This is a genomic window from Bacillus sp. EB106-07-01-XG149, assembly GCF_058791555.1.
Map to the genome: position 1 here is coordinate 33208 of NZ_JBYTDP010000001.1, position 13956 is coordinate 47163.

Annotated in this window: 11 protein-coding genes; 9 read left to right on the forward strand and 2 right to left on the reverse strand. The window is 35.8% G+C overall.

Translation table 11 applies throughout. The features are described 5' to 3' along the window. Positions 1–14 precede the first annotated feature (14 nt). Positions 15–1517, reverse strand: a complete 1503-nt coding sequence (locus AC3WTA_RS00150) for a malate:quinone oxidoreductase (RefSeq protein ID WP_000069157.1) — start codon at positions 1515–1517, stop codon at positions 15–17. A 381-nt stretch (positions 1518–1898) separates the two neighbouring features. Here AC3WTA_RS00150 and AC3WTA_RS00155 point away from each other — a divergent pair, with 381 nt between their 5' ends. The 7 genes from AC3WTA_RS00155 (at position 1899) to AC3WTA_RS00185 (ending at position 12014) form a co-directional block, all read left to right on the forward strand. After that, positions 1899–2945 (forward strand): DUF2332 domain-containing protein, encoded by a 1047-nt coding sequence (locus AC3WTA_RS00155; protein WP_098631934.1) that lies wholly within the window; start codon positions 1899–1901, stop codon positions 2943–2945. A gap of 361 nt (positions 2946–3306) precedes the next feature. After that, positions 3307–5046 carry a sigma-54-dependent Fis family transcriptional regulator gene (locus AC3WTA_RS00160; RefSeq protein WP_000550895.1) on the forward strand — a complete coding sequence of 580 codons (1740 nt, stop codon included), beginning with the start codon at positions 3307–3309 and terminating at the stop codon, positions 5044–5046. Between the two features lie 240 nt (positions 5047–5286). Then, on the forward strand, positions 5287–6891 hold the full coding sequence (locus AC3WTA_RS00165) for an ATP-dependent acyl-CoA ligase (protein WP_000916935.1): 1605 nt from the start codon (positions 5287–5289) through the stop codon (positions 6889–6891). A 44-nt stretch (positions 6892–6935) separates the two neighbouring features. Then, positions 6936–7727 carry an enoyl-CoA hydratase gene (locus tag AC3WTA_RS00170; RefSeq protein ID WP_000428760.1) on the forward strand — a complete coding sequence of 264 codons (792 nt, stop codon included), beginning with the start codon at positions 6936–6938 and terminating at the stop codon, positions 7725–7727. Between the two features lie 119 nt (positions 7728–7846). Continuing rightward, positions 7847–9283 carry a GntP family permease gene (locus AC3WTA_RS00175; protein ID WP_000364901.1) on the forward strand — a complete coding sequence of 479 codons (1437 nt, stop codon included), beginning with the start codon at positions 7847–7849 and terminating at the stop codon, positions 9281–9283. Between the two features lie 599 nt (positions 9284–9882). Beyond that, positions 9883–10467, forward strand: coding sequence for a TetR/AcrR family transcriptional regulator (locus AC3WTA_RS00180; RefSeq protein WP_000517410.1), 585 nt, complete (start codon positions 9883–9885; stop codon positions 10465–10467). Positions 10468–10478: 11 nt separating this feature from the next. Continuing rightward, entirely contained in the window at positions 10479–12014 is a 1536-nt protein-coding gene (locus tag AC3WTA_RS00185) for an MFS transporter (protein ID WP_001246243.1), read from the forward strand. A 42-nt stretch (positions 12015–12056) separates the two neighbouring features. On the opposite strand, the gene AC3WTA_RS00190 is transcribed toward AC3WTA_RS00185, so the two are convergent. Then, positions 12057–12542: a GNAT family N-acetyltransferase gene (locus tag AC3WTA_RS00190; protein WP_000737810.1), complete on the reverse strand. Its 486-nt coding sequence runs from the start codon at positions 12540–12542 to the stop codon at positions 12057–12059. Between the two features lie 180 nt (positions 12543–12722). Here AC3WTA_RS00190 and AC3WTA_RS00195 point away from each other — a divergent pair, with 180 nt between their 5' ends. Continuing rightward, on the forward strand, positions 12723–13214 hold the full coding sequence (locus AC3WTA_RS00195) for a hypothetical protein (protein WP_001067769.1): 492 nt from the start codon (positions 12723–12725) through the stop codon (positions 13212–13214). A 200-nt stretch (positions 13215–13414) separates the two neighbouring features. Then, on the forward strand, positions 13415–13956 hold a 542-nt coding region (locus tag AC3WTA_RS00200; protein WP_492332768.1), incomplete at its 3' end, for an SH3 domain-containing protein.

Below are 13956 nucleotides of genomic sequence, written 5' to 3' on the forward strand. Positions count from 1 at the left end.
TTTTTGTTCCTTCATTAATTATGAACTGTTTCTTTTTCATTTAATCCAAGCGTACGACCAGTAGAAGTGTGAAGATCTTGGAACAATCTTGGATTTTCAGTTAGTGAAATGCCGTAAGAAGGGATCATTTCTTTTATTTTTCCTTCCCATTCTACCATGCGGCTTGGGAAACATTTTTCTAATACTTCAAGCATGACGTGAACAGCAGTAGAAGCACCTGGTGATGCACCTAGTAATGCAGCGATTGATCCATCAGCCGCACTAACAACTTCGGTACCGAATTGAAGTGTACCTTTACCGCCAGCATCAGTGTCTTTAATTACTTGCACACGTTGCCCAGCAACTACAATATCCCAATCTTCACTTTTCGCGTTCGGAATGAATTCGCGTAATTCTTCCATACGTTTTTCATGTGATAACATAACTTGCTGAATTAAGTATTTTGTTAGTCCCATTTCTTTTACACCAGCAGCTAACATCGTTAAGACGTTATTTGGTTTTACAGAACCAATTAAGTCAAGATTTGAGCCAGTCTTTAAGAATTTAGGTGAGAATCCTGCGAACGGTCCAAATAGTAAAGCTTTTTTATTGTCTATATATCTCGTATCAAGGTGAGGTACAGACATTGGCGGAGCGCCAACTTTAGCTTTACCGTAAACTTTCGCATGATGTTGCTCTACAACTTTTTGGTTTTTACATACCATAAATAGTCCGCTTACTGGGAATCCACCGATATGTTTTGATTCAGGAATGCCAGTCTTTTGTAGTAGAGGTAGACTACCGCCACCGCCACCGATAAAGACGAATTTTGCAGTATGATGCTCAATTTTACCACTATTCATATCGTGTACTTTCACTTCCCACAAACCATTCTTCGTACGTTTAATATTTTCGACACTATGTTTGTAGTTTAGCTCGACATTTTTCGTTTGTAAGTAATCAAACAACATACGAGTTAATGCACCGAAGTTAACGTCTGTTCCAGAGTCAATCTTCGTTGCAGCCATTGGTTCGTTAGGTGTACGTCCTTCCATAATGAGTGGAAGCCATTTTTTTAATGTTTCAGGAGCATCGGAAAATTCCATTCCTTGAAACAGTGGATTTTTTGAAAGCGCTTCAAAACGGTTTTTTAGAAACTCAACATTTTTTTCGCCTTGTACTAAACTCATATGAGGTAGAGGCATAATAAAATCTTGTGGATTACGAATTAATTTGCTTTTTACAAGATATGCCCAAAATTGTCTTGAAAGCTGGAATTGCTCATTCACTTTTACAGCCTTACTAATATCTATAGATCCGTCAGATTTTTCGGAAGTATAGTTCAGTTCGCATAGCGCAGAATGCCCTGTACCTGCATTATTCCATTCATTAGAGCTTTCTTCCCCGGCACTTGCGAGTTTTTCAAAAACTTTAATTTCCCATTCAGGTGCTAATTCTTTTAGTAATGAGCCTAACGTTGCACTCATAATTCCTGCACCAATTAAGATAACGTCTGTTTTTTGCTGCATGTTGCTCATGATAATCTCTCCATCCCCTATATTGGCAAAAAAGAGTAGGTGTTTTTTTATATCTAAGCCGTAAATTGAAAACACCGCCTAGGCCCCACCTAGGTGTATACCTTTTTTGTCTCAATTATATAACCATCTCATACTCTATTATAATAATTAATAGACTAAAATATCTAGTGTTATCTGATAATTTTAAACTATTTAACGTTTTATTCGCCAAAAATCTTATTTAACAAGCTCTTTTAAGGTGATAAATAGAAAAAAATTACAGTTTGAAATTATCTCGAAAAAGCTTACGTATCGTAGAATGGGTAGAAAGGATACCTTTTTATGGAATTTTACTCCTGTTAATAGTATGATTATTCTGTAAAATGAAAAGGAGGGATACCAATGCGTACACAAGAACAAATCGCAAACTTATTTCGAAATTTTTCAATAAAGGAATGTAAAGGGTCAAGTGACTTATATGAATACTTATCAATAAAAATTGCTGAAGATGAGGAAGTACTTACACTATCTTCCTACGCTCAAGTAGGCCAACCAGTCCCAAACTTATTATTAGGCGCCGTACATTATTTATTACTAGCAGGGAAAGAACATCATTTAAAAACGTATTATAGTAGTTTAGTTGAAAATACGAATACAAATTTAGATCAAGCTTTTGATCAATTTAAAGATTTCTGTAAAACGTTCCGAGAAGAAATCATTACTTTGTTACAAACAAAACTTGTTCAAACGAATGAAGTAAGGCGATGTGCGTACTTATACCCAAGTTTCTGTTACATATTTAATAAAGTGAAAAAGCCATTAGCGTTAATTGAAATTGGGACAAGTTCTGGGTTACAACTGTTCTGGGACCAATATAGCTATTCGTACGGAACAGATGAAACATACGGAAATATAAATTCAAATGTACATTTAATTTCTGAAATAAGAGGAGAGAATGTGCCTCATTTTCTAAAAGAAAGTCCATCTGTCGCAGAAAGAATAGGACTAGATTTACATGTAAATGATTTACATAGTGATGAAGATTATTTATGGCTACGTGCACTCATTTGGCCAGAACATAAAGAAAGACTTGAAATGTTTGACCAAGCAGCATCTTTAGTGAAAAATGAATCTGTTCAATTAATAGAAGGAGACGGTGTGGAGCTATTGCCATCTATTATTGAACAAATAAGTGAAAATGCTGTAATCTGTATTTTCCATACACACGTCGCAAATCAAATACCTGAACAAGTAAAACATAAATTAGAAAAACAAGTGAAAGAAATCGGTGCAAAACGTGATGTATTCCACCTGTATAACAACATGTGGGACCGGGACCTTCATATTGATTATTATATTAACGGAAACGAATATCGTGAAACGGTTGGGGAAACAGAAGGGCATGGGAGATGGTTTAGTTGGAAAATTGGAGACCGAACTTTATGCTAAAGGAAACCTAACAATTACGGGTTTCGTCACCAATATTCGTAATAAAAACAGTTGACAGAAGGTAATCCGTCAACTGTTTTTTATTTTTATTAAACTTGCTTTATGTATCCAATGTAAGTGTTAAACATGTCCTTGCTGCATGTTGCAAATAGCCCATGAAATAATCTTCTCTCAAAAGAAGCTAAAGAAAGTAGATTATAAAACTCTTGCTAGTGCCAAAAAAAGAAGCCACTGGTTAATGAGCTATATTACTAGTTTAAGAATTTATAACTTCAAACGGAAAAACCAAGGGAAAGTAAATATTTAAAATGAATATATAATACATGCGAGAATGAGCACAATTGGATAGGGGGGCTTCCAAATGCATATGGATGAACGAATGAATTTGCAGGTAACTAGTCAGGCTCTTCAGGTAATGAATAATGGAATTGCTGTTATAAGTCATGATGGAATCATCACATATAGCAACAAACTATTCTGTAGCATGTTACATAAAAAAGAAAATGAAATAATAGGTCAGCATATATCAACGATTATTCCTGATCGGAAGAAGTTAGTAGTGAATCAAAGTGATAGTTTGTACAGGTATGAATGCAGGAGTGGAAACCAAGTTTTAATTGTGAATGAATCCCGTGTATATCAGAATGAGACAGAATACGGATCAATTGCCATTCTGGAAAGTAAGGGGAAAAGTATACAGTCTTTGGAAAGCATCATAAGTCGATATGAAAGTGCCTTACATTTACTGTCTGAGTGCATTCTAGGGGTAAATGAACAAGGAATTGTTAATTTTTTAAGTGGTTCTTATGCACAATTTTTAGGGATTGATGATCCGAAGAAAGCGATTGGAAAGCATTGTACGGAGGTTGTTGAGAATACGAGGATGCATATTATCGTAAAGACGGGACAGATGGAAATTGGGCATATCCAGCGTATAAGTAATCGGAATATAATCGCAACGCGCATACCTATCATAAAGGAAGGTAAGATTATTGGAGCAATTGGTAAAATTATGTTTCATGATATACAGCAGTTTAAAGCTTTGGGAGACCAAATTAGTGAAATGGAATCAAAGCTATCTTACTATCAAACTGAATTACAGCGGCTGCAAGAAGGGCGACTTTCCTTTCAAAGCATTATAGGAGAGAGTGAAAAAATGAAAGAAGTCAAAATGATGGCTTTAAAGGTTTCTAAAAGTCGGTCTACCGTTTTGATAAGAGGAGAAAGTGGTACAGGAAAAGAGCTCTTTGCGCATGCGGTACATCGTGCAAGTCCACGTGCAAATGGTACATTTATTCGTTTGAATTGTGCTGCGATTCCAAGGGAGCTTTTGGAGGCTGAATTGTTTGGATACGAAGAAGGGGCTTTTACAGGAGCGAAAAAAGGCGGTAAGCCTGGGAAGATTGAATTAGCCGATAAGGGAACGTTGTTTTTAGATGAAATTGGTGATATGTCTTTGGATATGCAGGTGAAGTTACTTCGTGTATTGCAAGAGAAAGAGATTGAAAGAATTGGAGGTACGAAAATTCAAAAGGTTGATGTCCGTTTCATTGCGGCGACACATCGAAATCTCCGTGAAATGGTGCAAAGAGGGGAATTTAGGGAGGATTTATATTATAGGTTGAATGTGTTTGAGATTGATATTCCTCCGTTGCGAGAGAGAAAAGAAGATATGATACATATAACGGAATTTTTAATTAAGAAATTGAATGGTGAGCTAGGTAGTAATGTTCTTTCATTGGATAAGAGAGTAAGAGACATATTCATGGAACATGATTGGCCAGGGAATATTAGAGAGCTAGAGAATGTGTTAGAACGAGCGATGAATGTTATAGAAGAAATGATTATTCAAGTGCATCATCTTCCTGCCTATTTACGGAAAAAAGATTTGGAAGAAGAGTTAAATCATGAAACATTTACAATGGACCAAGATAAGCATGAGGTGAGTTATTTACTGCAGGCGGAAGTGGAAGCTGCTGAAAAACGTGCAATTACGAGAGCTTTGGAAAAAACAGCTGGAAATATAAAAGGGGCAGCCGAGCTTTTAGGAATTCATCGGGCCAGCTTATATAGAAAAATAGAAAAATATGAAATGTCATGAAGGAAAGCAAAGGGCAAACAGGCCCTTTTTTTGTTTGTAGCAATAAATATTGTCTCTCTTTTGCGACATTTTCTTATATATGCGACATGGTTGCTAATATTTGTAGCGTAAATGCGACATGTGAAATTAGACAAGTAAGGGAGAGTACGAAGGAATAAGTGAATAGGGAATGAGTCGATTTTTGGCATGCTTCTTGCTATATAAATAAAAAGGATTTTAGCAGGAAGGGGATGGAATTCAATGTTGAAAAATCAAAGTTTACCGCATTTTATTATGCAAAGTATCGAAAAAACACCTAGTAAAGTGTATTTACAATTTGAAGAACAAAGGATTACATATGAGGAGCTTTATCATCGAATTGCAAGAGCCATAGCAGGATTTTGTGAGCTCGGTATTCAAAAAGGAGACAAGGTTTGTATTATGCTTCATAACACTCCTGAATATCTGGATGTTTGGTTTGCTTTATCTTTCATGGGAGCAATTGCGGTACCTCTGAATGTGCATTTAAAAGGAGAAGGCTTGCAGTATATTGTAGCCCATTCTGATTGTAAGTTAATTATTGTTGATAAGGAGTTTGTTCCTCAAATTGCTTCTTGTTTGTCATGTATACAAAGGGACATTCAAATTGTTGCTTACGGAAGAAATGAAAGCGTGTTCATTAAAGGCGATGGTAAGGAGCGGTCAGTAATCGAATTGAAAGATGTACTACATACAAATAACCATCACCTTCCAAACGAATTTGTTTCTTCCACTTCTATTAACAGTATCCTATATACCTCTGGAACAACTGGATTACCTAAAGGAGTCATGTTAAGTCATTCTGCCTATGTAAATTCTGCGCAGTCATTTGCCAACTATATGGTTGGTGCAAGTTCAAAAGATGTCTTATTTACAGCGCTTCCGTTATTTCATATAAACGCCCAGGCTCATACAGTACTTGGGGCTATTTCTTCTAATGCGACGATCGCTCTTGGTAAACGGTTTAGTGCTTCTAGATTTTGGAGTGAAATTCGCAGTCATGGCGCAACCATTTTTAATTCTTTAGGATCTATGATTCCTATTCTTTACAAGCAGCCAGAAAAGGAAAACGATAATGACAATTTAGTAAGGGTGACGGCTTGCGCTGCTACGCCTAAGGAGTTTTGGAAGCCGTTTGAGGAGCGATTTGGCGTCCGGATTGTGGAAGGTTACGGATTAACGGAAACGACTGGTTTTTGTGTAACGAATCCAATTCATTCCAACAAGCCACCTTCTATAGGAAAACCATATTCTTACGTAGAGACGAAGATTGTCAATGAAGATGGAAATGAGGTACGGACTGGTGAAATTGGAGAGATTTTTATTCGTTCCTTACAGAGACAAGCATTCATGGAAGGTTATTATAAAATGCTTGATAAAACAGAGGAGGCAATGAAGGAAGGATGGTTCCATACAGGAGATCGAGGTTATCTAGATGAGGAAGGTTATCTATACTTTTGCGATCGAATCAAACAGTGTATCAGGAGGCGTGGTGAAAATATCTCCTCTTGGGAAATCGAAAAAGTTGTGAATAATCATCCAAAAATACTTGAATCAGCGGCCATCGGTGTCCCGTCAGAAGTGGGAGAAGAGGATGTCAAATTATATGTGATTGTAAAGAAAGATGAAACGATGTCCCATGAAGAGATTATAGATTGGTGTCAAGAACGTATGGCTTACTTTATGGTACCTAGATATGTTCAGTTCAGTGAAACTTTCCCAAAAACCGCGACGGAACGGATTCAAAAATTCAAGCTGCAGGAGGAAGGAATCGGCGGTGCTTGGGATCGTGAACGGGTCGGTTATGTAATTAAAAGAACGAGTTGATGTGCTGATTTTACCTCATATCATATTAGAAAGAAGGGAATGGATTGGAAAATAAGCGAGTTGTTACATGGTCCAAAGAAAATGGAATCGCAACGATTATCATTGATAATCCTCCTGTAAATGTACTAAGCGGTGCTGTGGTAGAGCAACTGACGGTAGCGGTCGATGAAATTGAACGGGACGATGAAGTAATTGTTGTACTTCTAACTGGCGCTGGTGGAAAGGCCTTTGTTGCAGGAGGGGACATTAAGTCGTTTCCGGAATGGATTGGGAAAGGAAGTGAATACGCGGAGGAAAAATCATTGTGGCTTCAGAACCCGTTAAATAAAATTGAAAGATTGCCGAAGCCTGTAATTGCTGCTATTAACGGACTAGCGCTTGGGGGCGGGTGTGAATTAGCTTTATCGTGTGATTTACGGATTATTGAAGAACACACCCAAATCGGGCTTCCGGAAGTAAAATTAGGCTTGTTTCCAGGTGCGGGAGGAACGCAACGTTTACCTCGATTAATCGGAACTGCAAGTGCAAAGGAAATGATGTTTACTGGTGAACCACTCACTGCTGAAGTAGCATGGAGAGTTGGTTTGGTGAATCATGTTGTTCCGCGTGGCGAATCGCTGAATAAGGCGAAGGAACTAGCATTGAAAATAGCTCGGTTTTCTCTTCCTGCATTATCTTTGATGAAGCAATCTATCGATAAAGGGATAACTTCTTCTCTTGAGGACGGATTAAAAATAGAAGCTGAAAATTTTGGACATGTGTTTCAAACGAGTGATGTAAAAGAGGGAGTGGAGGCTTTTATAGAAAAGAGGGCACCAATCTTTCATCATAAATAAAAAGCTATAACTATAATATGCAAAAAGTAATGCCTGCTCTGACAGGCATTACCACAATATATACAAACAGAAAAGGATACAAAGTTGAAAAATCCATATTATGGAGGGGGATTGGGGTTATGGATTTATTGATTGTATTGTTATCGCTTGGCTTACTCATTTTTGTAGCTTACCGAGGATTCTCAGTCATTTTATTCGCTCCGTTATGTGCGTTGCTCGCTGTATTTTTAACAGAACCAGCGAATGTTTTACCGTTCTTTTCTAATGTTTTTATGGCGAAAATGGTCGGATTTATAAAATTATATTTTCCTGTATTTTTGCTTGGAGCGATATTCGGTAAAGTGGTAGAAATCACTGGAATAGCAGAAAAAATCGCGAAAATTATTATCCATTTTATAGGCGTGAAAAGAGCAATTCTTTCCATCGTATTAATGGGAGCGATTCTTACATACAGTGGTGTCAGTTTATTTGTGGCAGTATTTGCGATTTATCCATTTGCGGCGCAATTATTTCGCGAGGCAAATATTCCGAAACGTCTCATTCCAGCGACAATCGCATTCAGCGCATTTACGTTTTCGATGGATTCACTTCCTGGATCGCCTCAAATCCAAAATGTTATTCCAACTACGTTCTTTAAAACAGATATTTATGCCGCTCCTACATTAGGAATTATCGGAGCACTGTTTATCTTCATATGTGGTATGTTGTATTTGGAAAGGTGTAGGAAGAAGGCTGCTGCTAAGGGAGAGGGGTACTTCGGAAAAGGCGGTGCTACTTCTGAGATGGCTGCCACAACTAGTGCACAATTGGTGCAAAATCCGATTGCTTCAAGCGATGTAATTCCAGTTAGTTACTGGATAGCTTTCCTTCCGCTTATGCTGGTTGGCGTAATGAATAAAGTCTTTACAGCATTCATCCCTGTTTGGTATACAAAGGGATTTGATTTTGCATCTATAGGTTTGAAGGAGTACGGAACAATTGATATGGGACAAGTCGTGGGGATTTGGTCTGTGGAAATGGCACTACTTATCGGTATATTGTCTGCTATTTTATTAAATTTCCAAGCAGTAAAAGAACATTTTCAATCTATTACAAGCGTGGGCGTAAGTGGTTCAATCTTAGCTGCCATGAATACCGCAGCTGAATATGGGTTTGGTGCCGTTATAGCAGCTTTACCTGGATTTGTCATGATTCAAAACTATTTAACGGGGACTTTCTCAAATCCTTTAATTAGTGGAGCGGTCATGACGAATATATTGTGCGGACTGACGGGATCAGGCTCGGGTGGAATGAGTATTACATTAGGTTTAATGGCAGAAAAATATATTGAAGCGGCAGTGAACTTTGATATTCCGTTAGATGTGCTGCATCGTGTAATTGCAATGGCGGCAGGAGGTATGGATACTTTACCTCATAACGGAGCAGTTATAACTTTACTTGCAGTTACAGGATTAACGCACCGGGAAGCTTATAAAGAGATTTTCGGTATTACGATAATAAAGACACTTGCCGTATTCTTCGTTGTTGGAGTGTATATGATGTTTTCTATTGTATAGTAGGAAATGTTATTAATAACGCAATCATTCTTTTAGATAATGAATAATGGTAACCAGAAACAGTCAACTTTCTATGAGACGATGGTTACTTGTATGTTTTCAATGAATTTCATAAAAAACTTAAATTGTAGATTGAGATTGAAATATCCCCAACTTTACTTGGTTAAGATGAGTAGGGCTTCCCTGTTAAAATAATAAAGTCGGTAAATTTACTTGTTGCAACGATGCATTTCTTCACATCCATTGCAACAGAACCTATTTTTTCCCTTTGATAACAGGTGTATCACAATGTAAAGTAAGGTAGTTTACTGATTTATTTATCCTTATAAAAATACTTGAAATATACCCTCGAGTAGCAATTTCATTCCCAACTATAAGAAAATAATTATAGTGGGCTCTAGATTGTCAACATTAATATTAGCTGTGAAAAGCTTTTGCAAACGTTTTTTATCCATAGAAGAATTTGAGGGGATATTTCTAGTAGTAGTTGAAGATGTAATGAAATTCCAGAAAAAATGAAAGTAACTAGTTACTTTCATTTTTCTTTTGTGATAATATGTTAGTAATTACTTACTTACATATTGAATGGAGGAATAAAGATGGGGAAATTAACAGCACGAGAAAAAGTTATGGAAGCTGCTACGTTATTATTTGGGGAAAAGGGGTATACAGCGACAACAATTCGTGAAGTGGCAGAAAAAGCGGGGGTAAGCGAGTTAACGATATTCCGTAATTTCAAAAATAAGGAAAATCTTTTTAGAGAGAGTATTATTTTACGGACGACACCAGTGGCTTTGTTAGAGGAAATAGAAGAGCAATTTACTGGTGATTTACATAAGGACCTTACGAAAGTAGCAGAAACATATATTCAAACCAATTTGCCAAAGTTAAATTACATTTGGGCTGCGTTAATAGAATCAAGACAAAATAGTGAAATGAAAGCATTACTACATGAATTGAATTCACATTTAGTGGATCATTTAGAAAGATATTTAAAGCAACTTGAAGAGAAGCGACACATTTCCGCTTGTAATTGCCGTCTTATAGCGAATATGTTTTATGGACAACTGTTTTTATACATTATGAATGTAAGTATATCGGAAGAAGAAATTCAGTTAGAAGAGTATATAGAGACGTGTGTAAATTTATTTATGAATGGGATATTAAATAAAGAATGCGAATAAGGGTGGCAGAAATGAGGAATACATTTGCATTAACAGCTTTAATTGCAGGTTTTTTTATGGCAATTTTAGATTCAAATATTGTGAATATCGCATTACCAGAAATGACAAAGACATTTCATACTTCAATTGATACTATTTCTTGGGTTGCTAATAGTTATAATGTTGCCTTTGTATCGTGTTTGTTAATTGCAGCACGTCTTGCGGACCAGTTTGGTCGCAAGAAGCTGTATATTATTGGTTTATTTGGGTTTTCTTCTAGCTCACTCTTGTGTGGAATTGCTACTTCTTTTCAGGCACTAGTTGTCTTTAGGGTAATACAAGGAATTTGCGCTGCAGTTATCGTACCAGTTGCTATGCCTTTAGGTCTTAATTTAGTACCGAAAGAGAAACAAGGTATGATAGGGGGCATCATGGGCGCTTTTGGGGGATTAGCAGCAGCAATTGGCCCTTCACTTGGAGGTGTTTTAACTGACAAATTGAATTGGAGCTGGGTGTTTTTTATTAATGTTCCAGTTGGTATATTATCTTTCATCTTCGTGATTCTTTGTATTAAGGAATCCTATGATCATGCTGCAAGCCCTAAAATAGATTGGGCAGGTATGTTTACTTCTGCATCTGCACTATGCTTACTTGTATATGCACTCATACAAATAAATACAAATCATTTAAGCATGATAAGCTTAATACTTCTTTTTATGCTCTCACTCATAGGTTTTATATTATTTTTTATCATTGAAAAGAAAAGTGAAAATCCAATGTTGCCATTAAAGTTATTCACAAATAAAGAGTTTTCAATCTCAAATTTTTCTTTATTTTTTGTTGGAATGGGATTAATGAACTTTTTGTTTATACTTGCTTTTTATTTCGTTCAAGTAGAAGGTATGTCTGAATTACAGTCAGGTTTAATAATTAGCACGCTAGCGATTGTTTCAATGTTTGTTACAGCAATAGTAACATCAATTGCTGCAAAGCGGGGGAGTTCATTAATAGGTAGTATAGGACTACTAGCATTTATCATAGCATCATATTTATTTAGTCAAATAGATTCCAACTTTACAACATGGGATTATATTTGGCGATTAATGATTGTTGGGATTGGAACTGGCTGCACATTAGCACCGTATACAACAACGGCAGTTTTAAGTGTGCCGATTGAAAATTCAGGCGTTGCTGCAAGTATATGTAATATTTCTAGAACAGTTGGAAGTATTGTCGGGGTAGCGGTACTGGTGATGTTTCTGAATCATCAATTGTTAGTTGAAAAAGAGAAGATAAATAGGGAAGTAGTGACTGTGATTAAAAAAAGTGATTTGTCAAATTTAGAAAGGGGGCAAGTATTGCAAGCGATAAATAAAAAACAGCAAATCATCTTAAAAACTGATGGAGAGCGAAAAATTTACAAGCAACTAAAGGAGGAATATAAGAAAGGAATTATTCGTAGTTATAATTTAGCATTTTTAATGGGGGCTATTATATTTTTTATCGCATTTATTTTTAATATGGGAAGAGTCTTAATAGAGAAGAAAAGAAGAGGATTATTCCAATAAAGAAAAAGGCTGTGCGTCATATAGAGCACGGCCTTATTATAGTTATATGCATTTACTCAAAATCTCCCCAGGCAATCCATCAATCTCACAAACTTTCTCAGATGTAAAACCTATATTTATTAAAATTTTGCGAGAAGGGATATTGTTTGGATCGATTATTGCTTTTAGTACGTTTACATCTGTCTGTTTCGCAATATTCATTAATTCCTTTGCAATCCTGCTACCATATCTTTTTCCCCAATGCTCTGGCAAAATCATATAACCAATTTCAGCTTCTTTAATATTATCCTCGTTTACAGTAACATGTCCAAGACCAATATATTCATTTGTAATAGAATCATATACTTTATAAGAGCCGAATAGTTGATGTTTTTCATTGCACTTTAGCAGCTTTGTAAAGTCATTTTTTGCTTCATCTAACGGAATAGCGCGTTCGGTAATTTGCGCCATTACTTCTTCATTTGAAACGAGCTGGAAATATAAATTGAAATCTGTTGGTTCAAATTTATTAAAATATAGTTTCTTCATAATAACTTCTCCAAACTAATTTTTAATGTTCTTCAGAAAAGTTTAATGACACGTAAATCATAATTTCAATTATAAAAGATTATTAAAGGTAATTATTAATTTTTGGTTAGTAACGTACATACAATGTGTAATTAAGTGCGTGCACTATGGAGTGAATGCAGAAAAGGGTGAATGAAGCATATGAATCCATTTGAGCAAATGATGTACGTTGGTGTCATTATGTCTATTGTACTATCCGTAATGATTTTAGGATCTTTATATTATAATCCCCGTCTTTCTTTAACTGAATATCCGAAAGATATTCAAAAGGTAGTTTTTCCAAAATCGATTTATGAAAAGAAGCAAACAATCTACTTTAATATTGCATATAATGCTATTCTTTTCGGTACGCCTGTCGTTTCTACATATATACTACATAAACATGAAAAATTATTATATGTTGATGCCTATTTACATACTTTTGGTATTTTAATGATTTTCAATTTAGTAGATTTGTTTATAATTGATTGGCTAATCTTTTGCTGGATTACCCCGAGATTTGTTGTTATTCCTAGTACAGAAGGGATGAAGGGTTATAAAGATTATAAGTTTCATTTAAGAGGGGCTATAGTCGGAACAAAATTTTTAGCAATTGTAAGTTTATTTTTGGCGGGAATTGCGACAACTATTTAGTATGAAAAGTTTATAAAAGATGAGGAGATTGATAATGTATAGAATTAGAATTGAGAATTTGATAATATTGAAGTAGGAAGTTTTAAAAACAGTATATTAAGCGGTAATAATATACTGTTGCAAATGTTTTGATACACTGTGAAATTTCCTGATTTTATGGAAATTTTTCATAGAATACAAAAAACGTAATGGAGGCTAATATGAAAAAAGTAATTGGCGCAGCAACAGCAACTGTTTTTGGATTGGGGGCTTTTACCACAACTGCTATCGCAGAAACGATCGTAACAGCAGATGTACTCAATGTACGTGAAAAACCGACTACGGAATCAAAAGTTGTCGAAAAAGTAAAGGAGGGACAAGAGTTAAAAGTAATAAATACCGAAGATGGATGGTCCAAAATTGATTTAAACGGTAAAGAAGTGTTTGTTAGTTCGGAGTTTACAAAAGATGTGTATCATGTAACAGCGAATTTGTTAAATGTTCGTTCTGATGCGAATACAGAATCAGAAATTCTTGGCAGACTGAAAAAAGATGATGTTATTGAATCAACGCATCAAGTAAAAGACGGATGGCTGCAATTTGAGTATAAAGGAAAAACAGCCTATGCAAATGTTTCTTTCCTATCAAGTACAGCCCCAGTTGAAAAAAAAGCTGAAGAGAAAACGAAGAAAGTAGCGAAAGTACAAAAAACGGTTAAAGCTAAAGAAGAAGTTAAAACACAAAAGATAGTAAAGCCTAAGGA

What these genes read in the sequence shown, in the direction of transcription:
- AC3WTA_RS00185 (WP_001246243.1), top strand. Translation starts at nt 10,479, where the DNA reads ATGAGGAATACATTTGCATTAACAGCTTTAATTGCAGGTTTTTTTATG.
- AC3WTA_RS00180 (WP_000517410.1), top strand. Translation starts at nt 9,883, where the DNA reads ATGGGGAAATTAACAGCACGAGAAAAAGTTATGGAAGCTGCTACGTTA.
- AC3WTA_RS00150 (WP_000069157.1), bottom strand. Translation starts at nt 1,517, where the DNA reads ATGAGCAACATGCAGCAAAAAACAGACGTTATCTTAATTGGTGCAGGA.
- AC3WTA_RS00190 (WP_000737810.1), bottom strand. Translation starts at nt 12,542, where the DNA reads ATGAAGAAACTATATTTTAATAAATTTGAACCAACAGATTTCAATTTA.
- AC3WTA_RS00195 (WP_001067769.1), top strand. Translation starts at nt 12,723, where the DNA reads ATGAATCCATTTGAGCAAATGATGTACGTTGGTGTCATTATGTCTATT.
- AC3WTA_RS00155 (WP_098631934.1), top strand. Translation starts at nt 1,899, where the DNA reads ATGCGTACACAAGAACAAATCGCAAACTTATTTCGAAATTTTTCAATA.
- AC3WTA_RS00165 (WP_000916935.1), top strand. Translation starts at nt 5,287, where the DNA reads ATGTTGAAAAATCAAAGTTTACCGCATTTTATTATGCAAAGTATCGAA.
- AC3WTA_RS00175 (WP_000364901.1), top strand. Translation starts at nt 7,847, where the DNA reads ATGGATTTATTGATTGTATTGTTATCGCTTGGCTTACTCATTTTTGTA.
- AC3WTA_RS00160 (WP_000550895.1), top strand. Translation starts at nt 3,307, where the DNA reads ATGCATATGGATGAACGAATGAATTTGCAGGTAACTAGTCAGGCTCTT.